We start from the raw sequence: 18,767 nt of genomic DNA on the forward strand, positions 1-18,767 counted from the left end.
TGTTAGGTGGTGTCGTAGGGCTGCCATGGGACGGTCTGTCGGCAGGTGGGGCAGGTTCCGGTCCAGGTGGCGATGAGCTGCTGGAGGAGGTCCAGGGCCTGGTAGAGGGTCAGGCCCTGGCAGGGGCTTTTGGGTGTGTCCGCTGTTCGGTCAGGAACAGATGGGCGGCAGTGACGAGGGTGACGTGCCGGTGCCAGCCGGCGAACGAGCGGCCCTCGAAGTGGTCCAGGCCCAGGGCTGTTTTCAGCTCGCGGTAGTCATGCTCGATCCGCCACCGGGCTTTCGCCAGACGGATCAGATCCTTGGCGGGGAGGTCGGCCGGCAGGTTCGAGATCCAGTACTTCACTGGTTCGCTTTCGCCCTCGGGCCATTGGGCGATCAGCCAGGACAAGGGGATGGTGCCGTCGGCAGCCGGCTTCGGGCGACGGCCCGCGAGCCGGACGCGCAGGAACACGAAATGCGAGCTCATTGCCGCTTTCGATCCCTTGCGCCAGGTCACGGTCCGCCCACGGCTGCGACCTGCGGCCAGCACATGCTCGCGCAATGACACCGGCCGGGTGCGATAGCGGGGCAGTGGCCTGGGGCCGAGCCCGCCGTATTCACGCTGGTGCGGCACCGCGTCCTGGCCGTGGGCGGTCATCTCGCCCTTGACCTGGAGTACCCAGGCCAGGCCGCGTTCGTCCAGACCGTGACGGAAATCGGCGTTCGCGCCGTAGCCGGTGTCCGCGACCAGGACAGCAGGCCGCAGCCCGCAGCCGGCGAGTTCGTCGAGCATGTCCAGGGCCAGCTGCCACTTGGCCCGGTGACGCTCGCTGCCGGGGATCCGGCAGGCCTGCCTGCGGACCTGCGCGTCGGGACCGTCCCAGGCAGCGGGCAGGAACAGGCGCCAGGACAGCGGGCACGAGGCCTCCCCGGAGGCGGCATGGACGCTGACACCGATCTGGCAGTTGCCGACCTTGCCCAAAGTGCCGGAGTACTGCCGGGCGACCCCGGGCGAGAAACGGCCGTCCTTGGGGAAACCGGTGTCGTCCACCACCCATACCTGCGGCCGGACCACGGCCACAGCCCTCCACGCCAGCCGGGCCCGCACCTGCTCGACCTGCCAGGTCGAAGACGTCATGAACTGCTGCAGCTGCTGATGATCGACACCAAGCCGCTCAGCCATCGGCTGCATCGACTTCCTGCGGCCGTCCAGCAGCAGCCCCCGCAGATACAACCCGCCCTTCGCCCGCTGATCCCGCCGCACCAACGGCGCGAACACATCCGACACGAACTCCTCTAACCGGCCCCGCACCGCGGCAAGCTCCCCAGCCCTCATACAGCCAGCGAACTACCGCCCACCCACCACGACAAGGGCCACCTAACAAAGCACTACTAGGGCAAATGGCGGCCAATGCCTACCCGATCCGGCTCAATCCCCGTCGGCAGGCGTGTCAGTGGTGAAGTCCCGTGGCGATGCGGAATAGCTTCCGGCGACCGTGAGAGCGCCGAGAGCGAGTGGGTAGGGCTGCCATGGCCGTCGATCCGTTGATCGAACTACGTGATGTCAATAAGTACTACGGAAAACTCCACGTGCTGCGGGACATCAACCTCACCGTCGGGCGCGGGGAGGTGGTCGTCGTCATCGGCCCCTCGGGCTCCGGCAAGTCCACGCTGTGCCGGACCATCAACCGCCTCGAACCCGTCGAGTCCGGCACCATCACCCTCGACGGGCGGCCGCTGCCCGACGAGGGCCGGGCGCTCGCCCGGCTCCGCGCCGAGGTCGGCATGGTCTTCCAGTCCTTCAACCTCTTCGCGCACAAGACGGTGCTCGCCAACGTCTCCCTCGCCCAGATCAAGGTCCGCAGGCGCAGCAGGGAGGAGGCCGACCGCCGCTCGCGCGAACTGCTCGAACGGGTCGGTCTGCTCGCCCACGCCGAGAAGTACCCCGCCCAGCTCTCGGGCGGTCAGCAGCAGCGCGTCGCCATCGCCCGCGCGCTGGCCATGGACCCCAAGGCGCTGCTCTTCGACGAGCCGACCTCGGCCCTCGACCCGGAGATGATCACCGAGGTGCTGGAGGTCATGCAGCAGCTCGCCCGGGAGGGCAGCACGATGGTCGTCGTCACCCACGAGATGGGCTTCGCCCGCTCCGCCGCCAACCGGGTCGTCTTCATGGCGGACGGACGCATCGTCGAGGACCGCACCCCGGAGGAGTTCTTCACCGCCCCCCGGAGCGAGCGGGCCAAGGACTTCCTCTCCAAGATCCTCAAGCACTGAGGGTGACCGCGCACATGAGTCTCCCGCACCGCCGCGGCCCCCGCGCGGCCGCCGCCCTCGCGCTCGCCGGCCTCGCCCTGCTCGCCGCAGCCTGCGGCAAGGAGGGCAGCCCGCCGGTCAAGGGCCCCAAGCCCGAACAGCTCCCCGTCTACCAGGTCGCCACCGGCTTCCAGCTGCCCGACTCTCCCACCTGGCGCGGCGCCAGGCGCCGGGGACACCTCGTCGTCGGCGCCAAGGAGGACCAGCCGTACCTGGGCGAGAAGGACCCGGCGACCGGCCGCTACTCGGGCTTCGACATCGAGATCGCCAAGATGCTGTCCGCCTCCCTGGGCTTCGACCCCAAGACGCTCTCCTTCCGCACCATCGCCTCCGCCAACCGCGAAACCGCCCTGCAGAACGGCCAGATCGACTACTACGTCGGCACCTACACCATCAACGACCTGCGCAAGAAACAGGTCGGCTTCGCCGGGCCGTACTTCATGGCCGGCCAGTCGCTGCTCGTCCGCAAGGACCAGAAGGGCGTCGAGGGGCCCCAGGACCTCGCCGGCCAGCGCGTCTGCTCGGCGTCGGGTTCCACACCGCTCCAGCGGATCCAGCGGGACTATCCCAAGATCCACGCGGTCGCCTACGACACCTACTCGATCTGCGTGGACAACCTCCTCAGCCTCCAGGTGTCCGCCGTCACCACCGACAACACCATCCTCATGGGCTTCGCCGCCAAGGCTCCCGACGAGCTCAAGGTCGTCGGACAGCCCTTCTCCAAGGAGCCCTACGGCATCGGCGTGCCGCGCGGGGACACCGCCCTGCGCTTCGCCCTCGACGACGCCCTCGCCGCACACGAGAAGAACGGCGACTGGAAGAAGGCCTACGACGCGACCCTCGGCCTCTCGGGGGTGCCCGCACCGCAGCCTCCCGCGATCGACCGCTACCCGGCGAGCTGAGGACACCGTGCCGCGATCCCCCGAAGGAAGCACCCCGGCCGTCCGGCCCGCTCGCCACGACACCGGGAGGTGCCCGCGATGAACGTACTCACCGACAATCTCGCCCTCTACGGCGAGGGCCTGCTCGGCACCATCGAGCTGACCGTCTACGGCTCCCTGCTCGCCCTCGCCCTCGGCATCGTCATGGCCTCCTTCCGGGTCGCCCCCGTCGGCTCGCTGCGCGTCTTCGGCACCGTGTGGGTGACGGTGCTGCGCAACACCCCCCTGACGCTGCTGTTCTTCGCCGTCATGCTGGGCCTGCCGCGCTTCGGGCTCGTGCTGCCCTTCCAGCTCTTCGCGGTCCTCGCCCTCGGGTGTTACACCTCCGCCTTCATCTGCGAGGCCGTGCGCTCGGGCATCAACACCGTGCCCACCGGGCAGGGCGAGGCGGCCCGCAGCCTCGGCATGACCTTCGTGCAGACGCTCGGCGACGTCGTCCTGCCCCAGGCGTTCCGCTCGGTCATCCCACCGATCGGCTCCACGCTCATCGCGCTCGCCAAGAACTCGGCGATCGCCGGGGCGTTCAGCGTCACCGAGCTCCTCGGCACGTACAAGACGCTCAACGAGCTGGGCTACAGCATCATCTGGACGTTCGTCTGGATCGCCGTCGGCTATCTGATCGTGACCCTGACCATCAGCGCGATCTTCAACGTGCTGGAGAACCGCTTCGGAGTCGCCCGATGACCGGCACCGCCCTCTACGACGTCCCCGGGCCCCAGGCCAGGCGGCGCCACCGCCTCTACGGCGTCCTCGCCACCGTCGTCATCCTCGGGATCCTCGCCTGGGTCCTCTACCTCCTCTTCGACACCGAGCAGTTCACCGCCACCAAGTGGACCCCCTTCGCGTACAAGGGCATCCAGGAGATGCTGCTGCGCGGCCTCGGCAACACTCTGAAGGCCTTCGCCTACGCGGCCGTGCTCTCCCTCGTCCTCGGCGGCGTGCTCGCCTGCGGGCGGCTGTCGGAGCACGGGCCCGTGCGCTGGGCCGCCACGCTCGTGGTGGAGTTCTTCCGCGCCATGCCGGTGCTGGTCATGATCTTCTTCGTCTTCGTCGCCCTCAAGGTCCAGCCGTTGCCCGCCCTGGTCACCGGGCTGACCCTCTACAACGGCTCGGTCCTCGCGGAGGTCTTCCGCACGGGCGTCAACTCCGTCGAGCGCGGGCAGCGCGAGGCGGCGTACTCGCTCGGCATGAACAAGACGCAGGTGATGAGCCACGTCCTGGTGCCCCAGGCGCTGCGGGCGATGCTGCCGACGATCATCAGCCAGCTCGTGGTCGCCCTGAAGGACACCTCCCTCGGATTCCTCATCACCTACGAGGAGTTCCTGCACGCGGGGAAGCTGATCGCCAGCAACCTCGACTACGACCTGCCGTTCATCCCCGTCGTCATGGTCATCTCCCCGGTCTACATCGGGATGTGCATGCTGCTGTCGTGGTTCGCCACCTGGGTCGCCAAGCAGCAGCGGCGCAGCCTGAAGACGGAGGCCGTGCAGGTCGCCCCCGCCGAGCCGGGCACCCTCATGCCGGGTACCACCGCCCACGGCTGACCACCCCTCACTCGCGCACCGGCACCGACAGCACCGACGGGTCGGCGGCGGGGGAGGAGAAGGTCAGCCGGGCACCCACCGGGTTGTGCTGGACGTACAGCGGGTCCACGCTGTCCACGACCAGCGCCAGCCGGTGGCCGGCGGGCACGTCGTAGGCCGTGGAGAAGAGGTCGAGGTCGACGCCGAAGGACTGCCCCGGCGTCCGGCCGTGGAAGGTGTACGGCGCGTGGCTGACCAGCCGCCCCACGCCCAGCGGGCCGACGTCGTAGAGGTAGGCGACCGCGGTGCCGCTCTCCTTGTCGCTGGTGAGCGTGGTGTGCAGCCGCACCGTGCCGCGCACGCGTTGCGGGCGGTCGTAGGGCCCCGACTGCCACACGGCGGCGTACGCGCGCGGCAGCAGCGGCACGGACACCAGCGGGGGCAGCTTGAGGAACTGGTCCAGGGTGTTGGAGAGCAGGACGACGCCGCCGTCGGCGCCCGAGTCGACGCCGGTGCGCACGGTCCGGGAGCCGGTCAGGGGCACGGTGCGGCGGGTGCGTTCGACCGAGGCCCAGTCGGGGTACGCCTCGTAGCCGCCGTCGGAGCGGGACTTCAGCTGGACGGGTGCCTCCCGGTCGATGCCGTTGTCGGCGCCCCGCAGGTGGTGGTCGAACCAGCGCCGGGCGTTCGTCCAGGTGTCGTTGGGCAGGCCGAGCAGTCCGGTGCCCTCCGCGGTGGCGTGGTCGCCGGGCCGGAGCTCCAGCCGCTTGGGGCCGGTGAGGTTCTCGTAGAACTTCACGTACTGGTTGGGCGGGAAGACCGAGTCGCCCCAGGCGTTGCCCAGCATGACGGCCGCGCCGCCGGCGTTGATGTCCGACAGGTGGGTGGCGGGCGAGCGTCCCGCTCCCCAGGCCATCAGCTCCGGCTCCTTGGCCACCACGTCCGGGCCGAGGAACTCGTCGAGCATCCGCCGCATCTGCGGGCTGGGCCGCCCGGTGACCGCGCCCAGCCCGCCGAGCAGTCCGGTGGCCTGGACGTGCTGGGTGCGGCCGCTGTAGATCGACTCGATGAGGTCGGCCCAGCCGCTCAGCGCCACGACCGCCCGGACGCGTCTGTCGGCCCCGGCGGCCAGCAGGCTGATGCCGGCCCCGTAGGACACCCCGGCCATGCCGATCCGGCCGGGGTCGGCGGGGGTGTGCGCGAGGGCCCAGTCGATGACCTTCGAGGCGTCGGCGACGTCCGGCGGCCCGGCGGTCTCGATCTCGCCGCCCGAGAGCCAGAAGCCGCGCGCGGTGTAACTGACCACGACGTAGCCGGCGTCGGCCAGCTTCCTCGCCTGGGCGACGTACTCGATCTGCGGCATGGCCCAGCTGGTGGGCAGCACGATCAGGGGGTAGCGGCGGGAGCCGTCGGCGTGGGCGGGGGAGAGGACGTTGCCCTTGAGGGTGATGCCGCCGGAGCCGGGGATGTCCGTGAACACCATGTCCGCCGCCGCCGTGCCGGCCGCCACGGCGCGCGGTGCGGCCTGTGCGGAGGGCGTGCCGAGGGCGCCTCCGGCGAGCAGGGCGACGCAGACGGCGCCGGCGGCCGTGGAGCGCAGGGCCTGACGGGTCAGTCGCACGGGTCACTCCTGACGTCGGTGCCGCCGCCCCGGGGGGAGGGGCGGCGGCACTGCCGATGCAAAGTGACTCGAAAGTAACCTCGTGGGCTTACCGCGGGTAATAGCCGGGCGAGTTACGCGTGGGTAACGATTGATCCGCAGGTCGGCCGGTCTCTGACGGGAGCTCAGGCCTCGGCGCCCAGCCACAGGTCGGGCCCGAAGACCTCGTAGTGGATGTCGGCCGGAGCCACGCCGGCCGCCAGCAGCTGGGCCCGGGCCGCGCGCAGGAAGGGCAGCGGTCCGCAGAGGTAGGCGGTGGTCCCGGCGGGGACGTCGATGAGGGAGAGGTCGGCGAAGCCGGTCCGGTCGGCGGGCCATGCGCCCTCGGGTCGCTCGTACCAGACGTGCGCGACCGCGTCGGGCAGCTTGGCGACGAACTGCCCGGTCTCCGCGCGGAAGGCGTGGGTGGACTCGCTGCGGTCGGCGTGCGCGACGACGACGCGACGCGTCGAACCGGTGGCGGCCAGGTGGGCGAGCATGCCGGTCATGGGCGTGCAGCCGATGCCGGCGGAGGCGAGCAGCAGGGGGCCGTCGCCGTCGTCCAGGACCACGTCGCCGAAGGGGTGGCTGACCTGGAGGGTGTCGCCCGCGGCGACCTGCTCGTGCAGGTGCCCCGAGACCTCGCCGGCCGGGTCGCCGTCCACCCGCTTGATGGAGAACTGGAGGGCGTCCTCGGGCAGGCCCGACAGGCTGTACTGGCGGATCTGCCGGGCCCCGTCGGGCAGGGCGACCTGGACGGAGACGTACTGGCCCGGGCGGGCGGCGGGGACCGGGCGGCCGTCGGCCGGCCGGACCACGAAGGTCGTCACGTCCGCGGTCTCGCGGTGCCGGGCGGTCACGACGTAGGGCCGCCAGGTGGCGCCGCGCAGCACGCCCGCCCGCTCGTACAGCCGCGCCTCCAGGGCGATGAGCGCGTTGGCCATCAGCCAGTACACCTCGTCCCAGGCCGCCGCCACCTCGGGCGTGACCGCGTCGCCGAGCACCTCGGCGATGGCGGCGAAGAGGTGCCGGTGGACGACGGTGTACTGCTCGCGGCTGACACCGAGCGAGGCGTGCTTGTGGGCGATGCGCGAGAGCATCGCGTCGGGGCGGACGTCCGGGTGCTCGACGAGCGCGGTCGCGAACGCGGCGATGGCGCCGGCGAGGGCCTGCTGCTGACTGCCGTCGGCCTGGTTGCCGCGGTTGAAGAGGTCGCTCAGCAGTCGCGGGTGGGCGGCGAAGAGCTTGTCGTAGAACAGCGGGGTGATCTCGCCGATCGCGCCGCCGACCGCGGGCAGGGTGGCGCGGACCAGCGCGGTCGACTTGGGGGACAGCATCAGCGGGCTCCTTGCGGTTGCTCTGCGGCTCGATGAAACTTGCATGTCAGATTCGTATTTTTGCCCGTGCGGAAGCGCCCCCGGGGCGGGGGCGGTCAGCTTCCCGGCGGCGCGCTCAGGCTCAGCAGGACCGGGCCCGTGGGCGCGCGGGTCAAGTCCTCGACGGTGTAGGGGTCGAGGGCGGCGAAGAACGCCTCCTGGGCCTCGCGCAGCGCGCCGCGCAGCCGGCAGGCGGACCGCAGCGGGCACGGCGGGTCGTCCTCGCAGCCGACGACGTCCCCGGCGCCCTCCAGCTCGCGCACCAGCCGGCCGATCGAGCCCGTGCGGCCGGCGGTCGTGAGCGAGAGGCCGCCGCCGCGGCCCCGGCGGGCCTCGACGACGCCCAGGTGCTGCAAGCGGCTGACCACCTTCGCGGCGTGGGTGTACGGCACCCCGACGGCTCCCGCCACCTCGCGGGTGGTCGGTGCGGCGGTGTCGGCACCGTTTCCGGCGTCCTCCGTCACCGCCAGGCGCATGGCGATGCGCAGGGCGATGTCGGTGCTTTTGGTCAGTCGCACGGAGACATCCTAGCTAATTGGATTTCCAGAGTCGTATTAAGGGGGGTGCGGGGGCCGGGCGCGAAGGTCCTCGGAAGATCCTCCTCCGGGCCGCCCCGGGGCCGGCTCCGGCTGGCTTCAGGCCGTGGCCCCCGGGGTCGCCCACGGCCGGGCGTCGGCGAAGGCGCGCACCGGCCGTGAGCGCAGCGCCCGGTGCAGTCGCAGCAGGTGACGGATCTCGCGGTGCACGGTCGACTCGCCGGCCCGCACCTCCGGCAGGAGGTCCTTGTCGAGCTCCAGGTGGAGCTTGGGGGCACCCCTCACCGCGTCCCGGCGCGTGGCCTCTATCCAGCAGGCCGTCGCGACGAGACGCCCGCCGTCGCCGCCCGTGGCGGCGGCCGCGTGCCGGGCCGCCTCCCGCAGCAGCTCCGGCGACGCCCAGCCGTCGTGCAGGAAGGTGATGCTGTCGCGGATGTCCACGACCCGCTGGTGGAGCTGCTCCCAGGAGTCGCCGAAGGCCAGCAGGTCGGGCACGCGCGACCGCGGCGCCACCACCAGCAGGTCGGGCGTCGCCTGGCGGAGCAGGATCCACATGCCGTGGAGGCGCTGCCTGCGGTACCAGTACACGGCGGCCCGCCGCAGCGGCTCCAGCGCGGCCAGCGAGCAGCCGAGGGCGACGAGGACGAAGCGCGTGAAGGAGCACCAGAAGCCGGCGAGTGCCAGCTCCTGCGGCGCCTCGGTGAACCACCGGATCGCCCGGATCACCAGGTAGGGCACCTCGGCGGTGGTGCCCACGGCCAGGGCCAGCATGCTCAGGCGCAGCACGGGGCTGCGCATGGTGACGCCGTGCCGCCAGAAGAGCGCCCCCGCGCCCACCGCGGTGATCAGTCCGTAGCCGATCCAGGCCACCGCGTAGGGCACCCACCAGCCGTGGGCCCGCGCGCCGAACCGGTCGGCCGCCGGGGCCAGGGCGAAGAAGACGACGGCGAGCGCGGCCATCGTGCCCGCGCAGACCGCCGGCGCCCGGCGCAGCCAGGCCGGGGTCGGGTGGCCCGCCGAGTGCAGGGCCACCGCGAACCACCAGACGGCGGCGAAGTCGGTGAGCGCCACGAGAGCCACGGCGAGTTCGCTGGCCTTCGCGATCCCGGTGGTGTCGTCGATCCAGTGCGCCACCCCCGCCTGGATCACCAGTGACCCGGTCGCCAGCGCCAGCAGGACCAGCCAGACCGGACGCTGGGAGGGGCGCCGCAGCGCGGGGAGACGCAGGACGAGCACGGCCCACACGACGTAGAGAATGACCCAGCGCAGGGATTCGACCCAGTCGGGCACGTTATGCAAAGCCGGCTCCGAGCAGTTCCTCCGCCCGGCGTTCCACCGCGCTCACTTTCTTCGGCCGCAGCTGTCCGGCCGTCTTCAGCACCATCGTGGAGAACGTCTCGGCGAGCTCCTCCTCGGCGTTGCTGCACGGTTTGCCGCTCACCGGCTCCTGGGCGCCGCCCGCCGGATCCGCCTGGATCGCGCCGTGTTCGGGAAGCGCGCCGTGGCCGGCGAGCATGTGGCAGATCTCGTGCAGGACGATGTGGTCGCGGTAGTACCCGGTCGCCGACGAGCGGTAGACGATGCGGTCCCCGGTCCCGTCGTCGAACCACAGCCCGAAGGGCATGGCGGGCAGGTCCATCGGATGCAGCGTCAGCGGCCGGCCCCGCATCTCCGCCAGCGCCCGGCACAGCGCCTCGACGTCCCACGGCCGGGGAAGCTCGGGGAGTCGCGCGACGAGCTTCGCCGCAGCCGCACGTTGATGCCTGTGAGTCATGAGCCCACCCCTTTCACGCGACCGCGGGCACCGCCGGCTCATCCTCCCCGGGCCGGGTCGTGCGGCACGCTCTCACTGCCGTCGGGGAGGCCGTGCACCGAGGTGTCGGGCCGGCGTGCGGGAGCGTCGGCCGACGTGGTCGTGTCCATGGTCGGCGGCCTCCCCTCAAGCCTGTCGTCTGCGGGCCAGCGTACATGCTCGTGTGCGCCGGGTAACCCTCGGATTTCAGGGCTCCGTTTGCTGTGCGGGTGCGGTTTCCGGCGACGGCCGGTGCCCGTCGTTCTGGCCGGGAACCGGCTTGACGACCGGTCGTCCGCCCCGCCGCCGCGGCGAGTGCGGGGATCATGGCCCGTACGGTGCGCCCGGAGCCGCCCGCCCCCCTGCGGTGCCGGCCCACAAGGCGGCGCGTGCCCGTGACGATTGGAGCGGTGTTCGTGGACAACGTCCTTCTGGCCCTGCGCGCGGCGCGGCTGTTCGACGGCGAGAGCCTGCGGACCGGGCCCGTCATGATCCTCACCGACAACGGCCGCATCGTGGACGTCGACTTCACCGGCGCCCACCCCCCGGAGGGCTGGGCCTTCACGGACCTGGGCGACGTGACCGTGATGCCCGGCCTGGTGGACGCCCACAGCCACCTCGTCTTCGACCCCGACGGCCACGCCGAGCGGCAGATGGTCCACGACGACGACGAGACGGTGCTCGCCCGGATGCGGGGACACGCCGCCCGCGCGCTGCGCGCCGGCGTCACGACCGTCCGCGACCTCGGCGACCGCGGTTACCTCGCGCTGCGGCTGCGCGACGAGTTCGCCGCCGGAGTCATGGGCCCGCACATCGTCGCGTCCGGGCCTCCCCTCACCCTCACCCGCGGCCACTGCTGGTACCTCGGCGGGGAGGCCGACGACGCGGAGCAGGCGGTCGCCGCCGTCGCGGCACGGGCCCGCCGCGGCGCGGACCTGGTCAAGGTCATGGCCACCGGCGGCATGTCGACCACCGGCTCCGACCCCGGCGGCTCCCAGTACGACCTGGCGGCGCTGCGGGCCGTCACCGAGGCCGCCCACCGCCTCGGACTGCCCGTCACCGCCCATGCGCACGGCGCCGCCGGCATCGCCGACGCCGTGGCCGCCGGGGTCGACGGCGTCGAGCACTGCACCTTCATCACCGCCTCCGGTGTGCGGCCCGACCCCGCGACCGTCGACGCCATGGCCGCCGCCGGCACGTTCGTCGGCGCCACGGTCGTCCGGCCGCGCGAGGGGATGCCGGCCGAGGTCCTGCGCACGATCGAGCCCTACTGGCGCAACCAGGAGGCGATGCACCGGCGCGGCGTGCGCGTCGTCTGCTGCACGGACGCCGGCATCAACCCCCACAAGCCCCACGACGTGCTCCCCGGCGACCTCGCGTACTTCGCCTCGCAGGTCGCCCCCAACGTGGAGGCGCTCGCCTCGGTCACGTCCCTGGCCGCCCTCTCCTGCGGCCTGGGCGACCGCAAGGGCCGCATAGCCCCGGGCCGCGACGCCGACCTCCTCGTGATCCCCGGCAACCCGGTCCACGACATCGCGGCGGTGCGCGAGGTCCGGGCGGTGTACCGCGCGGGACGGCCGGTGAAGCTGGACTAGGGGGTGTCCCTGGGGAGTCCGACGGGGGCGGCACGGGCTTCGCGACGTCCGGGTGCGCCCGAGCCCCCTGTGATGCCCGGGCCGAGATTGACACAGGGTGACGACGCGACGAGTCTGACCTCCGCGGTGATCAGCAGGTCACCGCAAGGACTCTCGCATCGGAGAACCCCCCTGTGGCACAACTGACCAAACGCAGCGGACGATACGGAAAGGCCCTCGCCGCCCTCGGCGCCGCCTCGGCCCTCGCGGCCGGTGCCGCCGCCCCCGCGGCCGCGGCCACCGGCCAGTCCGCCGAGCAGTCCGGCGGCGCGCGCTACGTCGCCCTCGGCGACTCGTACACCTCCGCGCCCGGCGTGCCCACGCAGGTCGACGAGAACTGTGCGCGCTCCAGCGTCAACTACCCCTCGCTCGTGGCGGCGAAGCTGAACCAGAAGTCCTTCAAGGACGTCAGCTGCAGCGGCGCCAAGACCGACGAGATGTGGCGCGAGCAGGGCACCAACGCGCCCCAGCTGAACGCCCTCGGCAAGAACACCCGACTCGTCACCCTCGGCATCGGCGGCAACGACATCGGCTTCTCCGGCATCATCGGCACCTGCGCCCAGCTCTCCGCCTCGGACCCCGCCGGCGCCCCCTGCCAGAAGCAGTTCACCGCCGGCGGCACCGACCAGCTCACCGCCCGCATCGCCGAAGCCGCCCCCAAGGTGGCGAGCGTGCTGAAGGCCGTTCACCAGCGTGCCCCGCACGCGCGCGTGGCGGTCGTCGGCTACCCGGCGATCATGCCCGACAGCGGTGTCGGCTGCTTCCCCGCCGTGCCGATCGCCGCCGGAGACGCCGCCTACCTGCGCGACACCGAGAAGCACCTCAACGACATGCTGCGCACCGAGGCGCGCAAGGCGCACGTCGGCTACGTCGACACCTACGGGCCCACCGTGGGCCATGATGTCTGCACGCCCACCGCGGACCGGTGGATCGAGGGCGCCAGCCCCGAGAACCCGGCCGCGCCCTTCCACCCCAACGCCAAGGGTGAGCAGGCCATGGCCGGTGCGGTCCTCGGGACCCTCACCAAGCGCTGACGGTCGCTGAGCCGGAAACCTGTCGGCGGACGGGCCCCAGCGAGTAGGCTCCGGGGCCCGTTCGAGCGAATGGAGGCACTCATGGCCCTCCCGAGACCGACCACCCACCGGCGCCTGCCCGTCCTCACGGCGGCGGCCACGCTCCTCGCCGCCCTGGGCGTCGCGCCGGCCGCGGCCGCCACCCCCGGGCACGCGCCGGACCGCACGCCGGAGAAGACACCCGTCGCCGTCGGCTACGGCGGAGTCGTCTCCAGCGTCGACCCCGACGCCTCGGCCGCCGGCATCGAGGTACTGCGCAAGGGCGGCAACGCCGTGGACGCGGCCGTGGCCACGGCGGCCGCCCTCGGCGTCACCGAGCCCTACTCCGCCGGCATCGGCGGCGGAGGCTTCTTCGTCCGCTACGACGCGAAGACCGGCAAGGTCTCCACCATCGACGGCCGGGAGCGCGCCCCGCTCAGCGCCGGCCCGGACCTCTTCCTGGAGAACGGCAAGCCCATCCCCTTCCCCGACGCCGTCACCAGCGGCCTCGGCGTCGGCACTCCGGGCACCCCCGCCACCTGGGACACCGCCCTGCGCACCTGGGGGAGCCGCTCCCTGGCGGAACTGCTGCGCCCCGCCCAGCGCCTGGCACGCGACGGCTTCACCGTGGACGCGACGTTCCGCCAGCAGACCGCCGAGAACCAGGAGCGCTTCAAGGACTTCCCCGCCACCACCAAGCTCTTCCTGCCGGGCGGCAGGCTCCCCGTCGTGGGCACCACCCTGAAGAACCCCGACCTCGCCCGCACCTACGAACTCCTCGCCCGCCAGGGCGTGGACGCCGTCTACCAGGGCGAGGTGGGCCGCGACATCGTACGGACGGTCCGCAAGCCGCCCGTCGCCCCCGGGGCGCACCGCGTCGTACGCCCCGGCGACCTCACCGAGAAGGACCTGCGCGCGTACGCGACGAAGCGGCAGGAGCCGACCCGGACCAGCTACCGCGGCCTGGACGTCTACGGCATGGCCCCGTCCTCCTCCGGCGGCACCACCGTCGCCGAGGCGCTCAACATCCTGGAGAACGGCGACCTCTCCCGGCTCGACGAGAAGACCTATCTGCACCGCTACATCGAGGCGAGCCGGATCGCCTTCGCGGACCGCAACCGCTGGGTCGGCGACCCGGCGTTCGAGAAGGTGCCCGTCAAGGGGCTGCTCTCCCAGCGCTTCGCCGACTCCCGCGCCTGTCTCGTCAAGGACGACGCCGTGCTGACCAGCCCGCTGGCACCCGGCGACCCGAGCCGGCCGGCGTCGTCCTGCACGACGCGCGGCGCGGCGGCCCCCACACCGTACGAGGGCGAGAACACCACCCATCTGACGGTGGCCGACAAGTGGGGCAACGTGGTGGCGTACACCCTCACCATCGAGCAGACCGGCGGCAGCGGGATCACGGTCCCCGGCCGCGGCTTCCTGCTCAACAACGAGCTGACCGACTTCTCCTTCACCCCGGTCACGCCCGGCGTGCACGACCCGAACCTGCCCGGCCCGGGCAAGCGGCCGCGCTCGTCGATGTCGCCGACGATCGTCCTGGAACACGGCAAGCCGGTCTTCGCCCTCGGCGCGCCCGGCGGTGCGACGATCATCACGACCGTGCTCCAGTCGCTGCTCAACCACGTGGACCGCGGGATGCCGCTCGTCGACGCGATCGCCGCGCCGCGCGCCAGCCAGCGCAACGCGGCGGCGACCGAGCTGGAGCCGGGGCTGTGGAACAGCCCGCTGCGACGCCAACTGGAGGCCAAGGGGCACGTGTTCAAGCAGAACGCGGAGATCGGCGCGGCCACCGGCGTGCAGCGCCTGCCCGACGGGCGGTGGCTGGCCGCGGCCGAGACGGCACGCCGGGGCGGCGGTTCGGCGATGGTGGTACGACCGGCGGGGAAGCCGCCGGTGCACTGACCGCGGCGGCGCGCGGCCGGGCCGTACCGCTCCGTCCGGGTGTCACCGGGGCCCGACGTGACCGGTCGGCCGCGTCAGCCCGCCGCCTCGGCGGCGGGGCGGCCGGCCGGGGCGGGCCCCGGCGGCACGGCGTGCGACGCCCCGGGCTGGTGCGCGGCCGGCCGGATCCGGGGCACGGCCGGGCGTGACCGCGCCTGACGGGGCGGGGCATATCGGTCATTCTGGGAGGGGGCGGCTTATCCTGCAAGGAAGCCCGTCTGTCCGTGGCGGGTGACCTTTCCCGTCCCCGGTGGGTTTTCCACAGGAAGCGCAGTGGTCTTGCCACGGGGAGTGACGGGACCTACGGTCGCATGCACACGCGGATCTTCGTGTGTGAGCCTGCCTTGAAGCCCCGGCATAGGAGCAGCTCATGGCCAACGTTGTGCGCGCCGCCCTGGTCCAGGCCGCCTGGACCGGCGACACCGAGTCGATGATCGCCAAGCACGAGGAGCACGCCCGAGCGGCCGCCGCCCAGGGCGCGAAGGTGATCGGCTTTCAGGAAGTCTTCAACGCCCCCTACTTCTGCCAGGTGCAGGAGAGCGAGCACTACCGCTGGGCCGAGCCGGTCCCCGACGGCCCCACGGTCCGCCGGATGGGGGACCTCGCCCGGGAGACCGGCATGGTGATGGTCGTACCGGTCTTCGAGATCGAGCAGCCCGGCTTCTACTACAACACCGCCGCCGTCATCGACGCCGACGGCAGCTACCTGGGCAAGTACCGCAAGCACCACATCCCCCAGGTCAAGGGCTTCTGGGAGAAGTACTACTTCAAACCCGGCAACCTGGGCTGGCCGGTCTTCGACACGGCCGTCGGCAAGGTCGGGGTCTACATCTGCTACGACCGCCACTTCCCCGAGGGCTGGCGGGCCCTCGGCCTGGCGGGGGCCCAGCTGGTCTACAACCCCTCCGCCACCTCCCGCAGCCTCTCCGCCCACCTCTGGCAGCTGGAGCAGCCCGCGGCCGCCGTGGCCAACGAGTACTTCGTCGCCGCCATCAACCGGGTCGGCCGCGAGGAGTACGGCGACAACGACTTCTACGGCACGTCCTACTTCGCCGACCCCCGCGGCCGGTTCGTCGGCGACGTCGCCAGCGACACCAAGGAGGAACTGCTCGTGCGCGACCTCGACTTCGGCCTCATCGATGAGGTGCGGCAGCAGTGGGCGTTCTACCGGGACCGACGGCCCGACGCTTACGAGGGGCTGGTGCGGCCGTGACCTCCTCCGCCGCGCCGCAGCCGCCCGCCCCCTCGTCGGCGTCCGCCCCCTCCTCGTCCCTGTCCGCCCAGCCGTCGCCGTCCGCCCAGCCCTCCCCGCTCCCGTCGTCCTCGCTGCGCGAGCGCCACCGGGCCGTCATGCCCGACTGGCTGGCCCTCTACTACCGCGAGCCGGTCGAGCTGACCCACGGCGAGGGACGGCACGTCTGGGACGCCGAGGGCCGGCGCTACCTCGACTTCTTCGGCGGCGTCCTGACCACCATGACCGCCCACGCACTGCCCGAGGTCACCAAGGCCGTCGCCGGGCAGGCCGAGCGCATCCTCCACACCTCCACGCTCTACCTCGACCGGCACATGGTCGAGCTGGCGGAGCGCATCGCGGCGCTTTCAGGCATCCCCGACGCCCGTGTCTTCTTCACCACCTCCGGCACCGAGGCCAACGACGCGGCCCTGCTGCTGGCCACCTCCCACCGGCGCTCGAACCAGATCCTGGCGATGCGCAACAGCTACCACGGCCGGTCCTTCTCGGCGATCGGCGTCACCGGCAACGCCAGCTGGTCGCCCACCAGCCTCTCGCCACTGCAGACGCTGTACGTGCACGGCGGCGTCCGCAGCCGGGGCCCCTACGCGCACCTGTCCGACGGGGAGTTCATCGTGGCGTGCGTCGCCGACCTGGAGGACGTGCTGGGCCAGACGCACGGCGGCGTCGCCGCGCTCATCGCCGAACCCGTCCAGGGCGTCGGCGGGTTCACCGCGCCGCCCGACGGCCTCTACGCCGCCTTCCGCGAGGTCCTGGACCGCCACGGCATCCTGTGGATCAGCGACGAGGTGCAGACCGGCTGGGGCCGCACCGGCGACCACTTCTGGGGCTGGCAGGCCCACGCCGCGAGCGGCCCCCCGGACCTGCTCACCTTCGCCAAGGGCATCGGCAACGGCATGTCCATCGGCGGCGTCGTCGCCCGCGCCGACGTCATGAACTGCCTGGACGCCAACTCCATCTCGACCTTCGGCGGCAGCCCCGTCACCATGGCCGCCGGCCTCGCCAACCTCACCTACCTGCTGGAGCACGACCTCCAGGGCAACGCCCGCCGCGTCGGCGGCCTCCTCATCGAGCGGCTGCGCGCCATCGCCGCCGGCCTCCCCGTCGTCCGCGAGGTCCGCGGCCGGGGACTGATGATCGGCGTCGAGCTCGTCGGGCCCGACGGCGCGCCGTCGCCGGACGCCGCCTCCCTCGCCCTCGAACACGCCCGCGAGCAGGGCCTGCTGGTCGGCAAGGGCGGCCGTGAGGGCAACGTCCTGCGCCTCGCCCCGCCCATGACGCTCACCGTCGCGGAGGCCGAGGAGGGCGCCTCGATGCTCGAGGCGGCGCTGCGCCGGGTCCAGGACGCCACCGGCGGCGAGGCACGGCCATGACGAGGACGCTCATCAGCGGCGGCCTGGTCGTCACGGCCGCGGAGGAGGTCCTCGCCGACGTCCTCGTCGAGGACGACAAGATCGCCGCGCTGGCGGCACCGGGCAGCTCCTGCGCCCAGGGCTGGACCGCCGACCGCACCCTCGACGCCACCGGCAAGTACGTCCTGCCGGGCGGCGTCGACGCCCACACCCACTTCGAGATGCCCTTCGGCGGCACGGTCGCCAGCGACACCTTCGAGACGGGCACCCGCGCCGCCGCCTGGGGCGGCACCACGACCATCGTGGACTTCGCCGTCCAGACCCGGGGGAGGAGCCTGCGCGAGGGGCTCGACGCCTGGCACGCCAAGGCCGGGGGCCGGTGCGCCGTCGACTACGCCTTCCACATGATCCTCTCCGACGTGCACGAGGGCACGCTGAAGGAGATGGACCAGCTGGTGGCGGACGGCGTCTCGTCGTTCAAGCTGTTCATGGCCTACCCGGGCGTCCTCTACAGCGACGACGGACAGATCCTGCGGGCCATGCAGCGCGCCTCCGGCAACGGCGGGCTGATCATGATGCACGCCGAGAACGGCATCGCCATCGACGTCCTCGTCGAGCAGGCCCTCGCCGCCGGCCGGACCGACCCCCGCCACCACGGCGAGGTCCGCAAGGCCCTCCTGGAGGCCGAGGCCACCCACCGCGCCATCCAGCTCGCCCGCGTCGCCGGCAGCCCGCTGTACGTCGTCCACGTCTCCGCCGAGGAAGCCGTCGCCGAGCTGACGCAGGCCCGCGACAAGGGCCTGCCCGTCTTCGGCGAGACCTGCCCGCAGTATCTGTTCCTGTCCACCGACAACCTCGCCGAGCCCGGATTCGAGGGCGCGAAGTACGTCTGCTCGACACCACTGCGCCCCCGCGAGCACCAGGCCGCGCTCTGGCGCGGGCTGCGCACGGACGACCTCCAGGTCGTCTCCACCGACCACTGCCCCTTCTGCTTCTCGGGCCAGAAGGAGCTGGGCAGGGGCGACTTCTCGAAGATCCCCAACGGGCTGCCCGGCGTGGAGAACAGGATGGACCTCCTCCACCAGGCCGTGCTCGACGGCCACATCTCCCGCCGCCGCTGGGTGGAGATCGCCTGCACCGCCCCCGCCCGGATGTTCGGCCTCGCGCCCCGCAAGGGCACGATCACCCCCGGCGCGGACGCCGACGTCGTCGTCTACGACCCGCACGCCGAGCAGACCATCTCCGCCCGCACCCACCACATGAACGTCGACTACTCGGCGTACGAGGGCAAGCGGATCACCGGACAGGTGGAGACCGTCCTGTGCCGGGGCGAGACCGTCATCGACCGGCGGACGTTCACCGGGCGGGCCGGGCACGGGCGCTTCGTGCCCCGCTCCACCTGCCAGTACCTCTCGTAAGGAGCGCACCACA

The 18,767-nt window shown here is 72.3% G+C and carries 16 protein-coding genes; 10 read left to right on the forward strand and 6 right to left on the reverse strand.

The features are described 5' to 3' along the window. Positions 1–109: 109 nt before the first annotated feature. Positions 110–1,318, reverse strand: coding sequence for an IS701 family transposase (locus CYQ11_RS25475; protein WP_099198813.1), 1,209 nt, complete (start codon positions 1,316–1,318; stop codon positions 110–112). Between the two features lie 194 nt (positions 1,319–1,512). Between CYQ11_RS25475 and CYQ11_RS25480 the strand changes: the two genes are divergently transcribed. From CYQ11_RS25480 to CYQ11_RS25495, 4 genes are all read left to right on the forward strand, one after another. Then, positions 1,513–2,256, forward strand: a complete 744-nt coding sequence (locus tag CYQ11_RS25480) for an amino acid ABC transporter ATP-binding protein (RefSeq protein ID WP_099202651.1) — start codon at positions 1,513–1,515, stop codon at positions 2,254–2,256. Positions 2,257–2,270: 14 nt separating this feature from the next. Beyond that, positions 2,271–3,197 carry a glutamate ABC transporter substrate-binding protein gene (locus CYQ11_RS25485; protein ID WP_099202892.1) on the forward strand — a complete coding sequence of 309 codons (927 nt, stop codon included), beginning with the start codon at positions 2,271–2,273 and terminating at the stop codon, positions 3,195–3,197. Between the two features lie 78 nt (positions 3,198–3,275). After that, positions 3,276–3,920, forward strand: coding sequence for an amino acid ABC transporter permease (locus CYQ11_RS25490; RefSeq protein WP_099202652.1), 645 nt, complete (start codon positions 3,276–3,278; stop codon positions 3,918–3,920). Then, the gene (locus CYQ11_RS25495; protein WP_099202653.1) at positions 3,917–4,780 is read left to right on the forward strand and encodes an amino acid ABC transporter permease; all 864 of its coding nucleotides are present in this window, start codon (positions 3,917–3,919) and stop codon (positions 4,778–4,780) included. Before CYQ11_RS25490 ends, CYQ11_RS25495 begins: the two co-directional genes overlap by 4 nt. A 7-nt stretch (positions 4,781–4,787) precedes the next feature. Here the strand turns inward: CYQ11_RS25495 and CYQ11_RS25500 are convergent, their stop codons facing one another. The 5 genes from CYQ11_RS25500 to CYQ11_RS25520 all read right to left on the reverse strand — a co-directional run bounded on the left by CYQ11_RS25500 (position 4,788) and on the right by CYQ11_RS25520 (position 10,084). After that, positions 4,788–6,380, reverse strand: coding sequence for a CocE/NonD family hydrolase (locus tag CYQ11_RS25500; RefSeq protein ID WP_099202654.1), 1,593 nt, complete (start codon positions 6,378–6,380; stop codon positions 4,788–4,790). A 164-nt stretch (positions 6,381–6,544) separates the two neighbouring features. After that, the gene (locus CYQ11_RS25505) at positions 6,545–7,735 is read right to left on the reverse strand and encodes a globin domain-containing protein (RefSeq protein ID WP_099202655.1); all 1,191 of its coding nucleotides are present in this window, start codon (positions 7,733–7,735) and stop codon (positions 6,545–6,547) included. Between the two features lie 95 nt (positions 7,736–7,830). Continuing rightward, positions 7,831–8,292: an RrF2 family transcriptional regulator gene (locus CYQ11_RS25510; RefSeq protein WP_099202656.1), complete on the reverse strand. Its 462-nt coding sequence runs from the start codon at positions 8,290–8,292 to the stop codon at positions 7,831–7,833. A gap of 117 nt (positions 8,293–8,409) precedes the next feature. Next, positions 8,410–9,600 (reverse strand): DUF6545 domain-containing protein, encoded by a 1,191-nt coding sequence (locus tag CYQ11_RS25515; protein WP_205041827.1) that lies wholly within the window; start codon positions 9,598–9,600, stop codon positions 8,410–8,412. 1 nt (position 9,601) lies between these two features. Beyond that, positions 9,602–10,084 carry a hypothetical protein gene (locus CYQ11_RS25520; RefSeq protein ID WP_099202657.1) on the reverse strand — a complete coding sequence of 161 codons (483 nt, stop codon included), beginning with the start codon at positions 10,082–10,084 and terminating at the stop codon, positions 9,602–9,604. Between the two features lie 407 nt (positions 10,085–10,491). Between CYQ11_RS25520 and CYQ11_RS25525 the strand changes: the two genes are divergently transcribed. The 6 genes from CYQ11_RS25525 (at position 10,492) to hydA (ending at position 18,754) form a co-directional block, all read left to right on the forward strand. Continuing rightward, positions 10,492–11,697 (forward strand): amidohydrolase family protein, encoded by a 1,206-nt coding sequence (locus CYQ11_RS25525; RefSeq protein WP_205041828.1) that lies wholly within the window; start codon positions 10,492–10,494, stop codon positions 11,695–11,697. Positions 11,698–11,870: 173 nt separating this feature from the next. Then, on the forward strand, positions 11,871–12,770 hold the full coding sequence (locus tag CYQ11_RS25530) for an SGNH/GDSL hydrolase family protein (protein WP_181143786.1): 900 nt from the start codon (positions 11,871–11,873) through the stop codon (positions 12,768–12,770). An 81-nt stretch (positions 12,771–12,851) separates the two neighbouring features. Then, positions 12,852–14,693, forward strand: coding sequence for a gamma-glutamyltransferase (gene ggt / locus CYQ11_RS25535; protein ID WP_099202659.1), 1,842 nt, complete (start codon positions 12,852–12,854; stop codon positions 14,691–14,693). Between the two features lie 409 nt (positions 14,694–15,102). Continuing rightward, positions 15,103–15,945, forward strand: a complete 843-nt coding sequence (locus tag CYQ11_RS25540; RefSeq protein WP_099202660.1) for a nitrilase-related carbon-nitrogen hydrolase — start codon at positions 15,103–15,105, stop codon at positions 15,943–15,945. Between the two features lie 137 nt (positions 15,946–16,082). Next, entirely contained in the window at positions 16,083–17,357 is a 1,275-nt protein-coding gene (locus CYQ11_RS25545) for an aspartate aminotransferase family protein (RefSeq protein WP_099202895.1), read from the forward strand. Then, positions 17,354–18,754: a dihydropyrimidinase gene (gene hydA / locus CYQ11_RS25550; RefSeq protein WP_099202661.1), complete on the forward strand. Its 1,401-nt coding sequence runs from the start codon at positions 17,354–17,356 to the stop codon at positions 18,752–18,754. The genes CYQ11_RS25545 and hydA overlap by 4 nt, the downstream gene beginning before the upstream one ends. Positions 18,755–18,767 lie beyond the last annotated feature (13 nt).

Source organism: Streptomyces cinnamoneus (assembly GCF_002939475.1).
Classification (GTDB): domain Bacteria; phylum Actinomycetota; class Actinomycetes; order Streptomycetales; family Streptomycetaceae; genus Streptomyces; species Streptomyces cinnamoneus_A.